Here is a 20,621-nt window from a genome sequence, read left to right as displayed (position 1 = left end):
TCTGAATAAATCAGTTTTATCGATATAGTTATAGTTATGCTACCCCTCTGGGAAGAAAATATTGCTAGTTGTCGAAAACTAGGTTAAGAATTGCTCCGCAAGGCTTGAGCGGCTAGATAGAGTTTGCTCCATTCGCCCATGACTTGGTGATTTTTCAGGTTCAACTCAGCAGCGATCGCGTCTAGGGTTTTGCCTGCTTTCAAACCGTCAATCAACTGGCGCTGCACGGAGGGGAGAGTGGCGTAGAATTGCTCCCACTCGATTAGGGTCAACCCCAGGTTGTGTTCTTGCAATGACGCTTCTAGCCAACTGGCAACTAATTCTGGCTGGCTTTTAACGGCAAAGACGCGAATGGCATGGTAGCTGACTTTTTCGCGCAGTCGATAGACTTCTTTGATCTGTAGGTTTAAGGCGCTAGCAATCGCTTCTTGGGACTTGCCTTGCAGATACAGTGTCAGCCAATCAGCAGCAGATTGACTCACATTTTCGGCTAGATAGTCTTTAAATTCCTGCTTGACCGTGGTGCGTAACGCTTGTTGTTCTTCCCAAACTTGATTTTCTTGGTACTGAGTGACTGCTTGAGCGTCTAGCAAACTCACCGGGCTGTCTGTTTCATCGGGCGTCACTTCTTCGGAAACCAGCCGTACCAGTTCGCCATCGGGTACGTGAGTCATGCCGCCTCTCTGGGAACGCCGCAGATAATTCACAAACCGATACACTAACAGCGGTTGGTTGCGAATCGGTCTGAGGCAATACTCTTCGATACTGGTCATCAGTAGGGAATTGCGGAGGCGAGTATCACTAGGAGTACATTGGGCAATCCAAGCAATTTGCTGTTGAATGTAGCGATCGCTGTGTAATAGTTCCTGAATTACTTCTTGCAATACATCGACCACTGCCCGCTGGCGATCGCGCGAAAGCGCCACCCAAGTACGGATTTTATTGCGAAGCAGCACTAAGCTGCCCAAGCGAGTCGTAAGATTCCGATAGGCACGCTCTGGCCCCACGCCTAAATAGCGCTGCCGTAAAATTCGGTAACGATATTCCATTGCTTGCCGAGCAATTGTCATCTGGCTTGGGTTCAGGGCTTCAAATCGTTCTAAATCTTCTCCGATCAGCCAGCGCGTAATACTTTCTTGCATTGCTGCGCTAGAGTCGGGATAGTCGGCTACAATCTGCTCTCGCCAATTCTGTGCCAGTTCTTGGGCCAGTGACATGGAGTTTTGAGTATTTAGCATCGTTTGAGTTTTCAGTTTTGAAGCCGGAAATTCAGACATAGGAAGACTGACTTCAAACTCATTTTCCTGATTTAAAGTTTGCTCTACAAACCTCATCTCTCACCTCACCCATTTAAGGAGCAACTGACCTCTATTTCATCATGTCTACCTTGAGATAGAAGTGATCGCACCACCCTGGATAGTTTGACTCCTAACATCTATGGAGTGAGATTTTGATCTTATTGCCTTGTGCGTTGAATCACAACATTTAGTTGGTCAACTCATGAGCGATAATGTTAGATTTTGTTAAGTAAAGAATGATTAAGAAAGGTTTACTTTTGACGATGAAAGCCACATTAACAAGATTCAGACGGTGCTAGACTGATTCCCGACTTCTTCACCCTCAACTTCTCAAAAAACTATGCAACCAGAGCAGACAATCGCTGCTGGGCAACAGTCAAAGGAGGAACAAGAACTCATTTTGAATCCAGTAGACCATGCGATCGCTTTGTTTAACCGCTCCCATCACTTAGTCTTGTTTAATCGAAAATTCAGTCTTCTTTGGGGACTTCCCCCCGAATGGCTGGGTCTACAGCCGCATTGTAGCGAAGTCTTGGCTGAAGTGGTGGCGCAGGGCTATTGGTCGCAGCAGCAGAGCGAACAAATCGCTTCAGCCCTTAGCGAAACCGAAACAGAATACATTTCCTTTCCCATACAGCAATCTAACGGTATCTGCCTAGAGATAGATACCACACTGACGAGTGATGGGGGACGCCTGTTTACCTTCCGCGATGTCACCAGGTATCAAGACTACCAGGTAACTTTAAACGCTGAGGTGAGGCGGCTGACCTTTTTAGTAGGTTTGATGGAACGGTTGCAGCCTGCCAGCGACTTGCAGACAATCGGAAAATTTGCACTTTCCTATCTGGTGGAGACAATGGGTGCAGCGTTCGGCGATGTCAAGGTAATTACGGGTCAAGGCATTGATGCCTATGCCGATATTCTCACCAATCAAATTTCTGGTCGATTCATCGCGACTCACGGCGAAGCTGCCGTTGCCGAGATGCAAGCCTTTCTCGATCGAGGGATTCCCTATGGTCAAGGGTTATTGTGGCAAGTCGTAGAAACCGGCAAGCCAGTATTTGTTGACGATTATTCTAAACATTCCCAGGCAGTGTCGGCATTTCGCCATCCGGCAATTGGTCAACTGGGCATTTTTCCCATTCCCGCCGCCAATGGCAAGATTATTGGCGTCTTGACGCTGGAATCTCGCACTCATCAGAGACTTCAGGACGCTCCCCAACAGGATATACTCCTGGTCGCTTGTCGCACGCTGGGCGTTGCCATTGAAAGGGCACAGGCGCAAGAACACCTGCGCGAAATTAATCAGAATTTAGAACGGGCTTCCCAAATGAAGTCTGAGTTTCTGGCTGCCATGTCCCACGAACTGCGGACACCCCTCAACAGCATTTTAGGGTTTTCGGACTTGTTGCTGCGGCAAATTGCCGGTTCCTTGAACGAACGCCAGATTAAATACGTGCGGGTGATGGAAGAAAGCGGTCAACACCTGTTGCAGTTGATTAATGACATTCTGGATCTCTCCAAAATAGAAGCCGGAAAGGCAGAACTCGAACTCCAGCCAGTTTCCATCCTGGATCTTTGCAGGCAGTGTTTGCAAATGATTCAACCCCGTGCGGATAAAAAGCGACTTGCCTTAACCCTAGAAATAGACTATCGGCTGGGGCAGGCATCTTTAGATGAACGCCGTGTCCGCCAGATATTAATTAATTTGCTCTCCAACGCTGTCAAGTTTACCCCAGATCGCGGGCAAATTAAATTGAGTGGACGACTGGCTTATGGCACCCAGTTGATTGGGGAATTTCGACCGGATCGCAGCCCGGTGAATCCTAGCACGCCTTTCTTGTGCCTTGAAGTCAAAGACTCAGGTATCGGGATTTCTAGAGATAAGTGGCATTTGCTGTTTCGCCCTTTCCAGCAGGTGGATGCTTCCTTAACGCGGCAACATGAAGGAACTGGGTTAGGTTTGGCGCTGACGAAGCGACTGGCGGAACTCCACGGCGGCACCGTCTCTCTGGAATCGGTGGAAAATCAGGGGAGTACGTTTCGCGTCTGGTTGCCGGTAACGGAAATGAGTCAGACGTTGACAGAGGCAGCGAACCCAGTGCCAAGCCAACAGCAGTCATCATTACTCAAAGGTGGTGTATCTTCTGGGAATGCCAAGCGAGTTTTGGTGGTGGAAGATCAAGCTTTCAATCAGGCATTGATTTCTGATGTACTTGAGTTAGAAGGGTATGCAGTTGAGTTAATTTATAACGGTCGCACGATGATGGAAGCGTTGCAATCGCCCTTTGTGACGCCTAAATCGCTGCCGCACTTGATTGTCATGGATATCCAACTACCGGGGGTGGATGGGTTTGAAATTATCCGTCAGCTCAAAGCCAATCGCTTGTGGAAGTCGGTGCCAGTAATTGCAGTAACGGCAATGGCAATGGCGGGCGATCGCGATCGCTGTTTGGCTGCTGGGGCAAATGGTTACATCAGTAAGCCAATAGATATCGATCTCCTCACGACTACCGTCCGCTCTTTTATGCAGGATTAGAACCCCAAAGAATCCATGAGGGGCAAGGATACCCTGCTCCTATACCCTATTTGAATCTGCAAATTGAGAGGTGTGGCAGCCCTCTAGGTCTATGGGGTGGGGTTAAACCTTGCTGCATTCAATCGAGAATTGTTATCACCAAAGGGCTATCTATCTTTGGGAGAAAGATCATCTCTTGATCGGTTTGTTTTTCGATCTACCAGATGGTTAATTGTCTTTACCGAAGTCCTGTGTTTCAATAATGTTAAAGTTCTCTCAGTTACCGGCGACCTCGGAGGAGTTAGATTTCCATCTATCTACCTACCTGTACTGAAAGAAAACTTGTCAAGCTTAGGAATCGTCAGGGGCATCTAGTTAGAATTACTGGTTCAGCGAACAACTGTTTTAAGTAGTTACACTGAAGGAAAATCATAGGCGCGAGTGTAATGGTGGCTAACAGAAGTAGTTTTCCATAACAGCGCCACTTGCACTTATATTGTCAGTCCCATGACAAAGCCCTTGCCGCGCATTCTGTTAGTTGATGATGAACCCAATAATTTATTGCTGCTAGAAGAGTTGTTGTATTCACAAGGATATGAAACTCTAATAGCTTCATCAGGCGTTCAAGCACTGGAAGTTGTCAAAGATTTTCAGCCAGATTTGATTTTACTGGATGTGATGATGCCGGATCTGGGAGGCTTTGAAGTTTGTCGCCGGTTGCGGGAGGATGCAAAGCTACAAACGGTGCCGGTGATTTTTTTGACGGCTTTGGATGATGAAGAATCCAAGCTTCGGGGGTTGGAAATATTAGGTGATGACTACTTCACCAAGCCGATTAAAACTACTCTCCTTTTGAAAAAGATTGCAAATACTCTGCGTTTGATCGAGATGCGATCGCAGCATTCCGGGCAACAAATGCAGGAAAAAATTAAAGAAAAAACGAAGCGTCAACTATCAGCGGCATGGCGAATCAATGAATATCTCTCAGAGAAGTTTCGGCTATTTGTGCCGGATCAATTCTTGAGACGCATTGCACCCGAAGGGGTAGAGTCAATTCAACTGGGAAATGCCAGGGAAGAAGAATTGACGATTTTGTTTTGCGATATTCGGGAATTTACCGCGATCGCTGAAACTCAAACAGCCAGCGACACCTTTGAGTGGCTGAACGCTTTCTTTACCCAGATGAATCAAGAGATCGCCATCAATTATGGATTTATTGATAAATTCCTGGGAGATGCGCTGATGGCGGTGTTTGACCGCACGGGAAACCACGGACAGGATGCCTTAAGTGCGGCGGTGGCGATGGTAGACAGCTTAAATCGGTTTAATCGCGATCGCCAACAATACAACCTGGAGCAGCCGGTGAACATTGGTATCGGCATTCATACAGGCGTTGCCATGATTGGGACAGTGGGTTCAGACCGGCGCATGGACTCTACTGTAATCGGCGATGTCGTGAATACTGCCGCCCGTCTAGAAGAATTGACAAAGCTTTACGGCTGTCACATCCTTGCCAGTGATGCCGTTATTGCCCAGATGAGACAACCGGAGTTATTCAAGTGTCGGTTGATTGACCGGGTGATCCCTCGCGGTAAGCAGCAAGCAGTTGACCTCTACGAAGTCTTGGGTACGCAAACTCAACTGTTCCATCAAGCAAAGCTACTTTATTAATTCATCTGAATTAATGCAGCTAGCTGATGGTGCAATATAAAGCTTATCCGGAACACAGCAATAGTGTGTGCCAAAGCGTCTCATTTATGCATCTGAGAATTGCTGCTATAGGATCTGGATAACAGCCGCAAGATTTAATGAATTGTAAGCTATATAGTTTTGCAGCCTTACAAGCTTAATTTATGCTCAGCGATCAAAAACTTCAAAATAGACTTATGTATTTTAAATTACAGATTTGCTGCAAGTTATATCCCTAGAAAGAAGCTGCGGCAAACGGTATGCAGTTATTTTAGTTATTCAGGACAGCCAATCTGAGACATAAAAAATTTCCTGGGAGTCTTCTATATCTCCTGGGTATTTTTATGCACAAAACAACCATTAATACCTGGACATAAAATCAATGGAAGCTCAAGAAAACGTACCAGCGAATAAACCTAGCGGGCAGTTGGTGATCATCGGGGGTGCAGAAGACAAGGAGGGAGACTGCACAATCCTCCGAGAGTTTGTTCGCCGCGCCGGGGGTACTAAAGCTCGAATTGTCGTCATGACCGTGGCGACAGAGCTGCCCAGAGAAGTGGGAGAGAACTATATCAGAGTGTTTGAGCGGCTGGGAGCCGAAGACGTTCGTATCGTTGATACTGTTGAGCGGGAAGATGCAACTTCAGCCACTTACTTGGAGGCAATTGAGAAAGCCACTGGTGTATTTTTTACCGGCGGAGATCAGGCTCGCATCACCAGCATTCTGAAGGGTACCCAGATCGATGAGGCGATTCACAGACGGTACGCTGAAGGAATCGTGGTGGGAGGCACCAGTGCGGGAGCTGCCATGATGCCAGATGTCATGATCGTTGAAGGCGACTCTGAGACAAATCCACGGGTTGAAGTGGTAGAGATGGGTCCCGGTATGGGCTTCTTGCCAGGAGTGGTCATCGATCAACATTTCTTACAGCGTGGGCGTCTGGGACGGTTAATTTCTGCCTTGGCACAGCAGCCTGCTGTCTTAGGATTTGGGATTGACGAGAATACAGCGATCGCAGTCAGCGATAACAAGTTTGAAGTAATCGGGGAAGGAGCTGTCACGATTGTCGATGAGTCAGAGCTTACCCATAGCAACATCGGTGACATTTTGAAGGATGAGCCTTTGGCAGTTTGCGGAGCCAAGCTTCATATCCTTCCACACGGATACAAATTTGATCTGAAAACTCGCAAGCCAATTCTTGATTAATTGAAAGTAGGGTGGGCACTTTCCATCCTACTTTTTAAATGCTACCTGTGCCTTTAAAATCTAACTGCCGAGGGATGTCTTTTTCACCCTTAAGCTTCTTATACTGGGAGTAGTATAATAAATTACATATCCTTGTAAAGGAGCTAAAAATGAGCGTAGAAGATAGAGCCAGAGCGGTTGCTAAAAACATAGAAGGCAAGGTGCAAGAGGGGCTTGGTCATGTAACCGGCGACCAAAAAGACCAAGCAGAAGGTCAGATGAAGCAGGATGAAGCTGCTGCTATGCATCTAAAAGAAGACCTCAAAGATAAAGCAAAAGAAATTGTAGATCGAGCTTAGGTTTTGTATCAAATTTTCAAGGGGGGAACTCCACAAATCTGAAAACCCATTTTCTTAAAGAAAATGGGTTTTTAAAGTGTTTTATTAAAGAAATTTAAGCGATTTGGGTAATGGCGATCGCAAATGGTAGAAAGGCAACGAACCATTCACCATTAAATCCAATAAAAAAGAATTGACTTGACTCTGCCCTTTGATAGCTGAAAAGGTTATGCAATCGAATTAGGCTCAAGTAAGCGAGTCGCCAAGTTAATAAAAAGGGTGTTTAAAAACGGGAGATACTCAATGAGCAGAGAGATAATGACCGATGCAGTCCGTGTCAATGCGAGAAAAACGGATGCATTCGATATCTTTAACTTCAAGCATTACATGGGGCCAAACCCGTATTTGCAGACGGGGGCGCTAATATTCGATTTCGCCCTAACTGAGTCCGCGCAACCTCCGGCAATTAGCGATTATGTATCGATTATTGGCGATCGCTACCCCCACCTGCGTGATGAAACCTACGAATCTCATGCCCAACTGTTCGCTCGAACCGTGTCAGAAGTGGGAAAACTGGACATGGGGCTGCACCTCAAGCACTGGAGTATCAAGCAACTTCCCGCTTGCACGAAGATTGCCGTAGAATCACTTCATGCACGCACTAGTCGGGCAGTCGTTTACAGTGTTTGGGATTGGTTTGAAGCGATCGCTCAAGGCAAAGATTTTCGGATTGACGATCAGTTCAAGGCAATGCAGGATCAGTTCCGCTACTCCGTCTACGGCGGGCCGACAGTCTATGCACTGTGGCGTACAGCTTATGAAAAAGGAATTCCCGTTTTTTATCTGTGGGACGAAGGACTGGTTCAATATGGCTATGGAAGAAAGCAGATTCGCGGGATAGCAACGACTTTTGACTGCGATAGCCATCTGGATTCGGACTTTACCACTCGCAAAGATGACTGCAAAGCTTTCTTAGGTACCTTGGGATTCCCCGTTCCCAAAGGTGACATCGTCGCTTCACTGGAAGACGCTCGCGCAGCCGCTAGAGAGATTGGCTATCCCGTCGCTGTGAAGCCGGTAGTGGGCCACAAAGGAATTGGGGTAACGGCTGATGTGCAAGATTCAGAAGAACTGAAATATGCCTTTAGCAGGGCAGTCAATGCGATTCCTAAAGAGCAGCCAGTCCGGATCATCGTCGAAAAAAGCTACAAAGGGTCAGATTTTCGGATGCTTTGCGTCAATGGTAGATTCGTCGCCGCGACGGAACGCCGCGCCGCATCAGTCGTGGGTGATGGACACTCTACGATTGCGGAATTGATCGAGCAGGAAAATCGGAAGCCAGACAGGATAGATACACCAACGTCGCCAATGGGCAAGATCCAGTGCGATGAAGCGATGGAAATGTACTTAGAAGAACAGGGATTAGGTCTGGATAGCGTGATTGAAAGCGATCGCACCGTCTATCTTCGCAAAGTTGCCAACCTATCGGCTGGCGGCTTGAGCATCGATAAGACTAGCACTGTTCATCCGGACAACATTATCCTGGCGCAAGATATCGCCCAGCATTTCCGCCTGACTTGCCTCGGTATTGATGTCATCGCCCAAGATTTGGATAAATCTTGGAAGGATGGTGAGTTTGGCATCATCGAAATCAACGCCGCCCCCGGCATCTATATGCATCTTAGACCCGCCGTTGGTGACAGCGTCGATGTGCCTTCCCATATTCTGGAAACCTTCTTTGACTCCGCCGAAAAAGCCAGAATACCTTTCATCACCTTCAACCGGATCTCAGTTCAAGAACTTCAAGAAGTCATTGACGATATCCTGATGCAACACCCCGACTGGACAATTGGCGCAGTTTGTCGGGATGGAGTTTTCGTCAATCGTTCCCAGAAAAACTTGAACAAAGATTACAACAGTAACGTTCAAAACCTGCTCCGGAATCCCCAGCTCGATCTGCTGATTGTCGAGTACACAGAAGACGTACTAGAGGCAGATGGGATGTTCTACTACGGGAGCAATCTTGTAATCTTGGATAATCCTACGGAAACCGAGATGATGCTGGCGAGAGACATTCTCCACGACTCTACTGTCGTGATTAAGGAAGGAGACACTATCTCCATCCGCTCTCATGGCTTGCTTGAACAGTACCAGCTTGGCTCAGCCGAACCTTTTTCGCGGGTTTATCTCAAAGAAATTCCGAAAATCTCACCTGAGTTTGAAGTGAGACACTAAACCTTTTGTACAAGTCTCTGGAAGACACAAGCGGGCAGATCTGTAGCCAAACCTCTCTCCGTATCGGAGAGGGGTTTGAAGATAGTTCCCCTTGCCTGTCGCTTTCTAAGGGGCGATTCTGGCTAGGTCTAAGACTGCTTCGAGCAAAATAAGTCCCTTGAGTTCGCATCTTGCACCGGACGGTTGAAAGCGCACCAGCAAGCACGCAAGCGAAACTTGCCAAGAGCAGGTTACAGAACCTTTAATGTTCGCTTAGTTCGCGCTTTTCTGGGCGGGAATGTTTGTCTGGATGCCAAAGTTGCTAATCTAGTACCGTTGCTCAAAAAAACGGCTGAATAATCAGATGGAAAATATTGATTGGATGAATGTTACGGCAGGCGGGATGGCGATCGCAATTTTTATAGGCGGGTTGACCATGATGTTCACGGATCTTTGGACTCGCAAGAAAAAATAATGGATATCGTCTCCGGGTGAATACTCCGATTATTTATTCGCCCCTCTATTCATCGCACATCCATCGCACATCGCTTTAAGCTTCATCGCGCCTCTATTTCTAAGTTAAAGAAATTTTCTTGCGGAACGTTGGCTTCTGTCAGGTCGGCACCCTTGAGCATCGCCCGACTCAAATCCACATCCGTCAAGTCTGCCCCACTTAGGTTGGCGCCCCTTAAATCCGTTCGCGTTAAGTCTACCCCCCTCAAGTCGGCTTCACTTAAGTTCACCTGCTTCAAGCTAGCTCCCGTCAAGTCTACTCCTCTCAAGTCGGCTCTACTTAGATTGGCTCCCTTCAAGTCGGCTCGCGTTAAGTCTACTCCTCTTAGATCCGCCTCGCTGAAGTTCACCAGCCTCAAAATGGCTCCCGTAAAGTCCGCCCCTCGTAAGTCGGCTCCGCTCAAGTTGGCATCATCCAGGTCAGCTTTCCTCAAGTTAGCTTTGCTTAAGTCTACCCCTCTCAAGTTTGCTCCTCGTAACTTTGCCCCTCGCAGATTGGTCGCCCTTAAGTCGGCTCCGCTCAGATTGACTCCGCTCAAATTAACCCCAGGCAGGCATACACCCGCAGCAATCAAGTAAGCTCCAGCTTCACTGGGGTCAAACTCGTAGGGAAATTGAGTCTCTTGCGTGTAGACAGCTTTTTCTAGAATGGTTCCCCTCAGCTTGGCTTTACTCAAATCGGTTCCAACCAGATTGGCACCCGCCAAGTTAACGTTCTCCAAATTTGCGCCGACCAGATTTGCTCTCATCAAATTTGCTGCTTTCAGGTCGGCTGACTTTAAATAAACTCCACTGAGATCGACTTCACTCAGGTTGACGCCGATGAGTAAAGTGCCAGAGGCAATCAAGTAAGCCCCCGCTTCCTGAAGGTTAAAGTCTGGAGGGAATCGAGTCTCTTGATTGTAGACAGCCTTTTGTAGGATAGCCCCCTTTAGCTCGGCTGCGCTCAAGTCCACTCCTACCAGGTTCGCTCCAGCCAAGTTAGCATTTTCCAGATTAGTTCCAACCAGATTCGCCTTTTTCAAGTTGGCTCCGCTCAAGTTGGCTGCTGTTAAATCTGCTCCAATCAGGGTGGTTCCACTCAGGTCTGCTTTCGTCAAGTCTGCCTCGCTCAGATTTGCTAAATTGAGACAGGCTCCACTTAGATTTGACCCATTCAGGTTTGCCTCTGTTAGGTCTGCTTCTATGAGATCTGCATAACTGAGGTTCGCCTCGCTGAGGTTTACCCTTCTTAGGTCTGCTCCCCTCAGCTCCTTCCCTTTAAGAAAAGCTCCCCTGAGTTCAGTTTCTTTCAAGTCTACAATCACGGCGTATGCCCCCTGGGTTTGTGCCCCCTTAGGTATTGGCTATTCAAGTCAGCTCGAATAGGTTTTTCCCCGCTCGGATTTTCTGGAAATGTTTTTAATTGTTTTTTCAGCACTTTAAAAATAACCGCTTTCAACTCTTAAGTTATTATTCCCAGTGCTAAGCAGCTGATTACTAATCATACGCGAAGTACAACTTTTCACTCGCCTGCCGATCGAAGATAGATGAGCAGCCACCGAGCGATCGCGGCATACGCTAGCAAAGAGATCGCATGGTAAAGTTTACGAGCGATCGCAACACTCAGTTTTCTGCTTGTCAAATCCCTCCTCTTTCCATTCACCTAGCGATCAATCGTGACTCCACCCCTTCGAGAGTTTCAGGTGGTTAGTTCTGGCTGGCTGACCAATCTTTGCGTCTGGCTTGGGTTGAAGTGGATGCACCCCCAACAGCAGCCAGTGTTTCGCTCTATTGACTCTCCAAGGCTGCACCTACGCTCCCGCACGGGCACTTACTCAAAAATTTTGGAAAGTCTTGCAGGTCGTCTGCTTGACCCTAAACTAGCAGTTGTTTCCCAAAAACAGGCTTCATCGCTATTTGATCCGAGTTTAGAGTTCAAATCCCAGACTGTTCTAAGGAGTCTGGGGTTTCATCTTTAAAAATTAGTTGAAAGTGCTATACCTGGGTTGTTGAAGGCGTCACGATTTCCTCAGAAGTATTCACTGCTAACGGTAAAATGACAGTGAAGGTGGAGCCAATGCCTACTTGTGAAACTAGCTCTATTCTTCCTTGTAATAATTTTACCAACCGCGAGACAATCGCTAATCCTAAACCTGTACTTTCCGGAAGGAAAGACTTTTCTTGGGGAATAGAGCGAAAGTAGGGTTCAAATATACGAGCTTGGTCTTCTGGAGGAACGCCGATTCCCGTATCGCTGATAGCGATCGCCCACTCTTTATCTGATAGCGTTTGGCACCTTAATTTAATCGTTCCAGAGTCGGTGTAACGAATCGCGTTACTAAAGAGATTAGTAATAATTTGCTGTAGTCTCAGCGGATCTGTCAGCACCCGATCGGGGGCGCATGTGGGGTGTAGTCCTTCTCGAAGAGCAGCACAGCTATCGGCGCTAGCTGAATCGTAATCAACGATTATCTGTAGCTCCTTGGAATCCGCCAAAGGTTCTACCATTTCCAGGATATTCTGAATTAAAGAGCGTACATCTGTTACAGATGGCTGCAATTTCATTTTCCCCGCTTCATAGCGAGAGATTTCCAACGCATCGTTGATTAATCGAAGTAGCTGTCGTCCATTTCGTAGCACTTTCTCAATGTGTTCTAGATTCGGAAGGTTATCACTCTCCTCCTGCTTCCGTTGTTGTTGGCGCAAAAATAAATCTGAGTAGCCAATAATGGAAGTAAGGGGAGTTTTCAATTCGTGGGCTAGATGAGAAAGGTTATCTTTATTCGCCCGAAGCAAACGAGTTAATTCTTGATTGGTCAATTTTAACTGACTTTGCAGCTGTTGGAGTTCGTGCAATCGCTCATCCATGTAGCTTTTAAAACATTGAGCGATCGCTTCATCCACTACTGTATCAATCAGACGAATGACTCGGATTATCTCAATCGGTGATGAGTCTAGCAACTCTCCCTCTAAGGTGGAAACGATTGTCTCCCGTAAAATTCGGTATTCACGGACAATTTCTACTGGATCGTAACCTTGTTCAGCCCGAAGTATACCATGTTCTAAACTTGCATCTACTAACGACTGAACATCACTGTCTTGAAACTTAGAAAGTACAGTCGCTAATGCCTTGAGGACACGGGGGAGGCTGTCGCGCAAACCCTTGTAAGATAATTCTGCTGCGGTCTCAATTCGACTATCAGCACGGACAGCTTCAATCCATTTCTCTACAATCGTGGCAGATTTATCGATCAGTAATTGACTAAAATCCATCATTTTTTGGCGCTATTGACTCGTTTACAAATGCTCTCCATAGACTAAGATTAGCTTGGGGAGTAGCTAATTTGTTTGTCCTTCTTGTTTTCGCGCCCAAGTGCTTCGCCTATAAGCTCTTAAAATGTTTTTAATCAAAAGCCACCCTAAGGTTTAAAAACTTCATTTTCAGGCGCTCATTTCTTCATGTACGCGGAGATTAGCGCAGGAAATTACTTCTATTAAAGCTAAGTTTTCAGTAAAAATTCTTGTTGGGTTAGTATGTATTTCTAGTTGGGAGTCTGGTAAGGCTTTAAACAATAAACGTTGACCAGGGAAAACAATCCGTTCAAAGTTTAAGTCTTGAGTATTATCAACTCTAACAATTTGAATCTTATTTGTGCAATTTGTATAAAAACAAAGTATTTGTTCGGAAGGTTCAGAAACCAAAGAGGAGAATACTGACATCATATTGGGTGCCTTGAACGAACGATAAAATTGGCTGATTAACAAGATAGATAATATAAACTTCGACTGCTTCAAGCGGCTTCTACCTAAAGATGGGGTTGAAGGAAGGCAAGATGTAGTAGAGAATACAAACATCACTAGAATGCCTCAAAAAGTTCGTAAACTATTGTGAATTTGATGGAGAAGCGATCTCGATCTCTAGAAAGCTATGTCTTCGGAAAGGTGGACTGTCTTAAAAAGGCGTGCTAAGCTTATCGGTTAATCCGAGTAAGTCAGCCTAATTCAGCGTCTTAGCAAGCGATCGCTCTGTATAAGCGCTGGAACGGAGGAACCAATTAATGGGGCGTATCTCTGCCAGGAGTAAGGCAAAAGGTGTAAGGCGGAATAAAAAACTGTTTATTCATCCTTCATCCCTTATCCCTTAGAGAAGAGCATCTCTCAGCTCTAGCCCGTCAGCTAACTTCGTAGGCATTGAGAGGAGACTGAAGAGTCAGCATTTTTCATTTTTTGAAATGTTCTGAACTTGTCAGTGTCCCGGCTGGTACTGCTCTACTTTTTGTACCTGAAGAGTGACTCTGAGGAGCTTCATAATGATATTGCAGCTGAATTTGTCTGCGATTGCAGTTGCTGGACAGGTAGCCTGGAAACGGGCAAAACCCGTTCTGATTCGGGATGTCGTCGTCCTCCCCGCCCTTGGTTTTTTAGGAATTATCGTTCTGTGGTGGATTGTTGCGCTTTTCAAGCATGAATTAATACCCACCCCACCAGAGGCGTTCGTCAAGAATTTAGACTACATTATGAACCCCTTTTACCGACGGGGTCCTGGCGATCTAGGGATTGGTTGGTTACTACTGGCAAGCCTTCGACGAGTATTGCTGGGATTTTTGTTAGGTGCAGTTGTTGCCATTCCCATTGGATTTTTGATTGGGATGTCCAAGCAAGCAATGATGGCACTCAATCCCATAATTCAGATTTTCAAGCCAGTATCGCCCCTAGCTTGGTTGCCCATTGCTTTAGCAATTTTTAACCTAGCAGATCCGTCAGCAATTTTTGTTATCTTCATTACTTCTTTGTGGCCCACCATTATTAACACTGCTCTCGGTGTTTCTAGCGTTTCCAAAGATTACCTCGATGTGGCAAGGGTTCTAGAAATGCCCCGCTGGCGACGAATTACCAAGATTATTTGGCCTGCGAGTTTGCCTTATGTCTTCACTGGTTTACGGATTAGTTTGGGGATTGCATGGCTGGTCATTGTCGCTGTAGAAATGCTCACAGGCGGCATCGGGATTGGGTTCTTTGTGTGGGATGAATGGAGTCGCTTAAACCTAAGCTCAGTATTTTTGGCAGTGGTAGTGATTGGATTGACAGGACTACTGCTGGACTATGCCTTAAGCAAAGTTGAAGCTTTGGTTACTCACCGTCGCCCTAGGGCAACCTCTGTCTAATAATTTTCTGTAAACCTCTGTTGAGTAGGGATGATTCTGCTCTAACAGAAATCGCTAGTGTGAGCGAGACTCACGGGCGTCGTGGTAACGCTGACCGCTCAAACGAGTGGGTTGCGAGACGTAGTACCTACGGCGTCAATTTTTTCAGAGAACTCATGAGCAGTAATCGCTCAAACCTAGTGGCTTGAGCTGAGTGGAAATGGATCGCAAGGACGAATTATGAGTGACACCACAAACTGGACGCGACGAAAATTTCTGGAGGGTATGGGTGCCACAGCAGCAGGAATGGCACTATCATCTTGTGCGATTAGCGGCGATCGCTCAGCGAAAGGACTCACTGAAGAATCCGCATCCATCAAACAAGTCGTAGAGCCAGGCTCGTTAGAAAAACCCGATCTGATTGTTGGCTACGTGCCGGTGAATGATTGTGCGCCGTTTGCGATCGCTTGGAAAAAAGGATTTTTCCGCAAGTACGGTCTCAACGTCCAACTTAACCGGGAAGCTAGCTGGGCAACCTCTCGTGACGGCGTAATTTTTGGTCGCACTGATGCCGCCCCCGTAGTCTCCGGTGCCGTCACCAACGCCAGAATCGGTGCTGAAGGCGCACGCCACGCCCCTCTCTGCGCCGCCATGACCATTCACCGACACGGCAACGCCATGACGATGAACCGGAAAATGTGGGAAGCAGGTTTGCGTCCCTGGCGGGAGTATAACGGCGATTTAGAAGCCTTTGGAAAGGACTTCCGCAGCTACTTTGACAAGCAGCCGCGAGAACAACGAGTTTGGGCAGTTGTACTCAGTTCTGCCATTTACGAATACTTCGTCCGCTACTTATCCGCCGCCGCCGGAGTCGATCCCCTCAAAGAGTTTCGCGTCATCATCGTTCCCCCACCGCAAATGGTGACGAACGTGCGGATAGGGGCGATGCAAGCCTACATGGTGGCAGAACCTTGGAATACCCGCGCAATTACCGGAAATGAAGGCGTTGGTTTTACCTTCGCTCAAGGCAAAGAAATTTGGTTGGGACACCCAGATCGGCTACTGGGTGTGATGGAATCTTTCATCCAAAAAAATCCCAAAACTTATCGTTCCCTCGTCAAAGCGATGATTGAAGCTTGCCAGTATTGCAGCAAGGTTGAAAACCGCGAAGAAGTGGCAACACTCATTTCCGCGCGTTCCTTTACGGGTGCCAAACCCAAATTTACTCGTCCCGCAATTATTGGCGACTACAATTATGGCGGTTTTGATGATAAAGCTCGGATTGCGAAAGCCGAAGACACTACAATTTTCTTCGATATCCCTGACAACATCCCCAAACTTCCAGGAGAACATTCAACCTTTCTCTGGCAATCTGAAAGTCTCTGGTTAATGACTCAAGCGGCTCGTTGGGGACAAATCAAAGAATTTCCTAAGAATGCAGAAGCACTTGCCAAACAAGCCTGGAGAACCGATCTTTATCGAGAAATTGCCGCGGAAATGGGCATTGAGTGTCCCCAGGAAGATTACAAAGTTGAACCACCGCAAGTATTCATTGATAAGAAAGGTTTTGACCCCAGCGATCCAGTTGGATATATCAATGGGTTTGAGATTCGGGCAAACCGTCCCGCTCGTTTCTTCTTATCTTAATTAGTTGCACTTGTTACTGTTCAAACGGCTCGGCTGAGTTTTACTTTTTGGCAAAAGCCAGCCTCGTTCATACCCTTAAAATTCTCAAGAGTTCGTCCCCAGAAGGAGCATGATATGACTAAATCCACCTCATTCTCAACGGATGCCAATAATCAAAGTGTCAACCGCACTGGATTTCTGGAAATAGAAAATCTTTGCAAGTCTTATCCCACAGCAGATGGAGGTGAATTTGTTGTTCTGGATGGCATTAATCTTAGTGTGAGTGAAGATGAATTTATTTGCGTGATTGGTCACTCTGGCTGCGGCAAATCAACGCTTCTCAAAATGGTTGCCGGGTTAGAAAAACCGACTTCCGGCTCAGTGCAATTAGAAGGTAAAGAAATTCGTAAACCTGGTGCCGAGCGCATGATGGTGTTCCAGCACTATTCACTGCTGCCTTGGTTGACGGTGAAAGAAAATATCCGTCTGGCGGTCGATGAAGTGCTAAAAAATGCCTCTCGTGCTGAAAAAATTAGCATTGTGAACGAACACCTGGCAATGGTGAATTTAACAGCGGCTGCTGACAAATATCCCGATGAAATTTCTGGCGGCATGAAACAACGGGTGGGGATTGCTCGTGCCCTCGCAATTCGCCCCAAAATGTTGTTAATGGATGAACCTTTTGGGGCACTCGACGCCTTAACGAGAGGCAAATTACAGCAGCAGGTACTGCATATTTGGGAACATCAGCGGCAAGCAGTGATGATGATTACCCATGATGTAGATGAAGCGCTGTATATGTCTGACCGAATTATACTGATGACCAACGGCCCCCACGCGAAAATTGGGGAAATTTTGGACGTGCCTTTTAAGCATCCACGCGATCGCCAAGCCCTCCGCAACTCCCGCGAGTATTTTGAATTGCGTAACCACGCTTTGAACTTCCTCGATGAATATTTCAATCAAGACGAGTAGACGAGCCATTGGTCAACTGTTTATCAAAGAAAAAACAACTGAACTGGAAACACGCTCTATTGCGTTTCTAACCCATTAAAACCCTTACTTAAGTTCTTGCAAAGCTAGCCTAATTACTTCAGGAGGTTTGAGTTTGTGAATATTAAGTCAATGTTAGCCCGTCTTGAAAGCGCAATGGGTCGTCAGGATGTAGTTGAACAAATGGTATTACTACCAGAGCCAGCTTCCCCCACTTCCAAACGCGCTAACGCTGCTAAATCAATCAATTTAGTCGTGGGCTATAATCGCTCTCCTAGCAGTCAAACCGCTCTGGATCTTGCCCTATGGATTGCTCATCAAACCCGGTTAGTTACAAAGGCGCAAGTCACGGTTCAAGTCGTTTACGTTGTCGATGAAGATCAAAGCAGCCATTGTCCACATATCTGTAACGGGGGTGATGCTAGACGCCCTTTAAGCCAACAGCTTCCCCTAGAGTCTCTAGAAGCATCGACAAGAAAGTGTGCCACACATGTTTTAACTCAACCTACCCCTGTGGAACTAGAAGCACGCACACGAATGACGGAGATAGATCCTTCCTATTTGAGGGCAATTTTCTATCAAACGAATCCTTTTGAGCAAGCAGATCGTATCCTATCGCAAGCCCGTTGTCTGGCTGAAGAATGGCGAGGTTCTTTCAAAGCTCATCTACGGTTTGGTTGCATTTCTACAGAACTCAGAAAAGTTGTTGAATCAGAAGCTGCGACTTTATTGTTGCTGGGCTGTACCTCTGCCAATCATCCAATTGTTCAGAAACTAGGTTCTAATTTTCCTTGCGCGGTGTTGGGTATTCCCAGCATCTTGAATTCACCGGATACTTCAAGTTGTTCCTCAGATTTCCAATCAGTTTAATCGTTGAGCGGAAATTTTTACATAGGAAATTAGAAGAAAACAATCGGGATTTAAATAATTTTGATTTGTTTCTACCTTTTACCTGTACCTGAAAAAGCACAATTAGCGAGCGCCTAAAAGGTTTCTATTGCAGTTATATTTGATTGGTGAAGAGGGTTTATCCCAGAAGTGTTGAAAGAAACATTAAAACAGAAAAAAATGGGGCACAAAGCAGTATTCTGTCCCTTATGAATTGAAAAATAATATCTGATGCTATCGTCGTTTCCCAAGATTGTCAAATCGCTACTCAAGCGACTGTCGCCGAGTGACTACCCGGTTTTGAACTCGCGCTTGTTGTTTGAAATCTGGCTGACGTTTGTGCTTGACGCAAGTTTGACGAGCATGGGAGACCTATTTTATCGTCTGAATCATGCCGGAATTGAAGTTGACATTTAAACTTTTTCTAAAGCCTGTAAAACTCGGCAAGGAGAGAATTTTTGCCGTATCTATATGGAATTGAGCGAGCGATTGAAGCAACAACATCCCGCTACCGCCCAGATGCTCATTCCCATTGATTCTACCGTGATTAGCTTGACGAGTAAGTTGTTTTGGGAGCAGGAATATCACCAAGTTAAGTTACTCAATGGCATCAATTTAACCCAGGGTAATCCGACCGAATGTTTAATTCATTTTGGGCAGGGACATGATGCTCGATTTGCCGAAACGGTGAATAGTATGATTCCTGAAAACGGCGTTGGAGTGATGGATCGAGGCTTTGCCAGTTGGGAATTTCTTCTGGAATTAAGTGTAACCCAAACGCGCTTTGTGGTGCGGATCAAAAATAACATGAAAACCGAGTTCGACCATGACCGCTATCGCGTCGTTTGGTTTTGTGACTTGGAGAATCGGAGTGAATTTCGGCTTGCCACTAATTTGGAGCAACTGACGAATGAAGAGATTGGTGAAATTTATCACAATCGATGGCAAATCGAGATTCTGTGGAAGTTTTTGAAGATACATCTCAAACTCGACCGTTTGATTAGCAAAAACGTCAACGGTGTGACAATGCAAATCTATATGGTATTGATTGCGTATTTGATTCTAGAGTTGATGGAAATTCCGGTATTTTATGGGCAGCGATTATTAGATAAGTTTCGCTATTTGCAATTAGAATTGAGTCGTCGCTGTTCCATAGTTCACTGGAGCTACGATTTACTGCTGAACACACTGGTCTGATAAAGTATGAAGTTTTATTCCTGGATTCAACACTTCTGGGTTTATCCTAAAAAACTCCGTTAGCGATCGCATAGCACTGCGGATGCGTTATTCTTCGCTTTAGATGCAAAGGAAGCGAAGAACACTAGCGGATAATTTTACAACCTACAACAAGAATAAAAAGGCAAATGCATCAAGAAAATTGCTCCTTTCTTTAGCATTTTGCCTTTTTATCGTCCCAAGCCGACCATCGCTCAAGCCGACTATCGGATGTTGAAAAAGAAATTCTAAAAATTAGTACTGAATCAGATGGAGTACATCACGAACCACACTATAACCAGCCAGCTCCCACAGGAGGTAGGCAAGGAATCCGATCATTGCAAAGCGTCCGTTCCACGGTTCAGCTTGGGGGTTCCATCCGAACAGGAAACTATTGCGATCTTTGTCATTGTAGGCACTAGCAACAGGAGGTAAATCGGTAGGGTGAGTTTACATTGTTTACATTTCTTAATCTTTGATTGCCCTTTTATAGTAGCTACCGGCAAATACACCATTTTCTGTCTATAAACGCAAAATTCGCAAAAATTCACACACTTCTAATTGGTGATGTAGTGATTTTTAAAAAAAGTAAGCCACTTGACAGAGGGTAATCAAGTATCTTGTGTCATGCTGTAAGTTCACTCTTCCCAAAGGGTACGAAGCGCAGCGGAAAGAGGTATCTCAGAGAACCTGCGCTAACGCTCTGGTATAACAACGCTTTCGCTAACGCTTCATGATGTTCTCAGAATGACATTTTTTATACGCAAAAATATTTGCCATCCCTCGCCTAATACGGTTTAGGTAAGATAATTTGTTGGGTTGCATCAAGTAATTCTCGATGAAGTGACATACATCGGTACGGGAATGGCAATCAAAAAGCTGCTACCGAACGCGAGAACCATCATATAGCAATCCTAAATGAGTTGTGAGAAGCAGCCATAGGTAAAAAGCTTTGGAAAGTTAAAGGTTTGGTGGTGAGTCACAAACTCAAAGAGGAACTTAACGACATTGAACGAT

At 46.1% G+C, this 20,621-nt stretch carries 14 protein-coding genes, 2 pseudogenes and 1 riboswitch; of the genes and pseudogenes, 11 read left to right on the top strand and 5 right to left on the bottom strand.

Features of this window, described 5'->3' with window-relative positions; all coding sequences use genetic code 11:
* Positions 1–83: 83 nt before the first annotated feature.
* Positions 84–1,217, bottom strand: a complete 1,134-nt coding sequence (locus tag NC996_RS25720; RefSeq protein WP_190687151.1) for a HetZ-related protein 2 — start codon at positions 1,215–1,217, stop codon at positions 84–86.
* Between the two features lie 421 nt (positions 1,218–1,638).
* Here NC996_RS25720 and NC996_RS25715 point away from each other — a divergent pair, with 421 nt between their 5' ends.
* The 5 genes from NC996_RS25715 (at position 1,639) to NC996_RS25695 (ending at position 9,264) form a co-directional block, all read left to right on the top strand.
* On the top strand, positions 1,639–3,837 hold the full coding sequence (locus NC996_RS25715) for an ATP-binding protein (RefSeq protein WP_190415136.1): 2,199 nt from the start codon (positions 1,639–1,641) through the stop codon (positions 3,835–3,837).
* Positions 3,838–4,323: 486 nt separating this feature from the next.
* On the top strand, positions 4,324–5,487 hold the full coding sequence (locus NC996_RS25710) for a response regulator (protein ID WP_190415137.1): 1,164 nt from the start codon (positions 4,324–4,326) through the stop codon (positions 5,485–5,487).
* 400 nt (positions 5,488–5,887) lie between these two features.
* Positions 5,888–6,712, top strand: a complete 825-nt coding sequence (locus tag NC996_RS25705; RefSeq protein ID WP_190415138.1) for a cyanophycinase — start codon at positions 5,888–5,890, stop codon at positions 6,710–6,712.
* 149 nt (positions 6,713–6,861) lie between these two features.
* On the top strand, positions 6,862–7,050 hold the full coding sequence (locus tag NC996_RS25700) for a CsbD family protein (protein WP_190415139.1): 189 nt from the start codon (positions 6,862–6,864) through the stop codon (positions 7,048–7,050).
* A 282-nt stretch (positions 7,051–7,332) separates the two neighbouring features.
* Entirely contained in the window at positions 7,333–9,264 is a 1,932-nt protein-coding gene (locus tag NC996_RS25695; protein WP_190687137.1) for an acetate--CoA ligase family protein, read from the top strand.
* Between the two features lie 536 nt (positions 9,265–9,800).
* Here the strand turns inward: NC996_RS25695 and NC996_RS25690 are convergent.
* A complete protein-coding gene (locus tag NC996_RS25690) occupies positions 9,801–11,063 on the bottom strand; it encodes a pentapeptide repeat-containing protein (RefSeq protein ID WP_190415142.1) in 1,263 nt (420 codons plus the stop codon).
* A 351-nt stretch (positions 11,064–11,414) separates the two neighbouring features.
* Here NC996_RS25690 and NC996_RS25685 point away from each other — a divergent pair, with 351 nt between their 5' ends.
* Positions 11,415–11,717: a hypothetical protein gene (locus tag NC996_RS25685; RefSeq protein ID WP_190687136.1), complete on the top strand. Its 303-nt coding sequence runs from the start codon at positions 11,415–11,417 to the stop codon at positions 11,715–11,717.
* A gap of 16 nt (positions 11,718–11,733) precedes the next feature.
* On the opposite strand, the gene NC996_RS25680 is transcribed toward NC996_RS25685, so the two are convergent.
* Both NC996_RS25680 and NC996_RS25675 read right to left on the bottom strand, forming a co-directional pair.
* A complete protein-coding gene (locus NC996_RS25680) occupies positions 11,734–13,011 on the bottom strand; it encodes an ATP-binding protein (RefSeq protein ID WP_190534352.1) in 1,278 nt (425 codons plus the stop codon).
* A 168-nt stretch (positions 13,012–13,179) separates the two neighbouring features.
* The gene (locus NC996_RS25675; RefSeq protein ID WP_190687133.1) at positions 13,180–13,461 is read right to left on the bottom strand and encodes a DUF1830 domain-containing protein; all 282 of its coding nucleotides are present in this window, start codon (positions 13,459–13,461) and stop codon (positions 13,180–13,182) included.
* 261 nt (positions 13,462–13,722) lie between these two features.
* Positions 13,723–13,944: riboswitch (cyclic di-AMP (ydaO/yuaA leader) on the top strand.
* A 104-nt stretch (positions 13,945–14,048) separates the two neighbouring features.
* Between NC996_RS25675 and ntrB the strand changes: the two genes are divergently transcribed.
* The 5 genes and pseudogenes from ntrB (at position 14,049) to NC996_RS25650 (ending at position 19,586) form a co-directional block, all read left to right on the top strand.
* Positions 14,049–14,903 carry a nitrate ABC transporter permease gene (gene ntrB, locus NC996_RS25670; RefSeq protein ID WP_190687130.1) on the top strand — a complete coding sequence of 285 codons (855 nt, stop codon included), beginning with the start codon at positions 14,049–14,051 and terminating at the stop codon, positions 14,901–14,903.
* 219 nt (positions 14,904–15,122) lie between these two features.
* Entirely contained in the window at positions 15,123–16,529 is a 1,407-nt protein-coding gene (locus tag NC996_RS25665) for an ABC transporter substrate-binding protein (protein WP_190687127.1), read from the top strand.
* Between the two features lie 114 nt (positions 16,530–16,643).
* Positions 16,644–17,483: a nitrate ABC transporter ATP-binding protein gene (locus tag NC996_RS25660; RefSeq protein WP_190529343.1), complete on the top strand. Its 840-nt coding sequence runs from the start codon at positions 16,644–16,646 to the stop codon at positions 17,481–17,483.
* A 135-nt stretch (positions 17,484–17,618) separates the two neighbouring features.
* Positions 17,619–18,371 (top strand): universal stress protein, encoded by a 753-nt coding sequence (locus NC996_RS25655; RefSeq protein ID WP_190687125.1) that lies wholly within the window; start codon positions 17,619–17,621, stop codon positions 18,369–18,371.
* A 246-nt stretch (positions 18,372–18,617) separates the two neighbouring features.
* Positions 18,618–19,586 (top strand): annotated as a pseudogene (locus NC996_RS25650) (IS4 family transposase).
* 273 nt (positions 19,587–19,859) lie between these two features.
* On the opposite strand, the pseudogene NC996_RS25645 reads toward NC996_RS25650, so the two are convergent.
* Positions 19,860–20,060: pseudogene (locus tag NC996_RS25645) on the bottom strand (high light inducible protein).
* Positions 20,061–20,621 lie beyond the last annotated feature (561 nt).

Origin of the sequence: Trichocoleus sp. ST-U2 (genome assembly GCF_039961875.1) — a bacterium.
GTDB lineage: Bacteria > Cyanobacteriota > Cyanobacteriia > Cyanobacteriales > FACHB-T130 > FACHB-T130.
The sequence above is the reverse complement of the archived record's forward strand: the minus strand, read 5'-3'. Positions and strand labels throughout refer to the sequence as shown.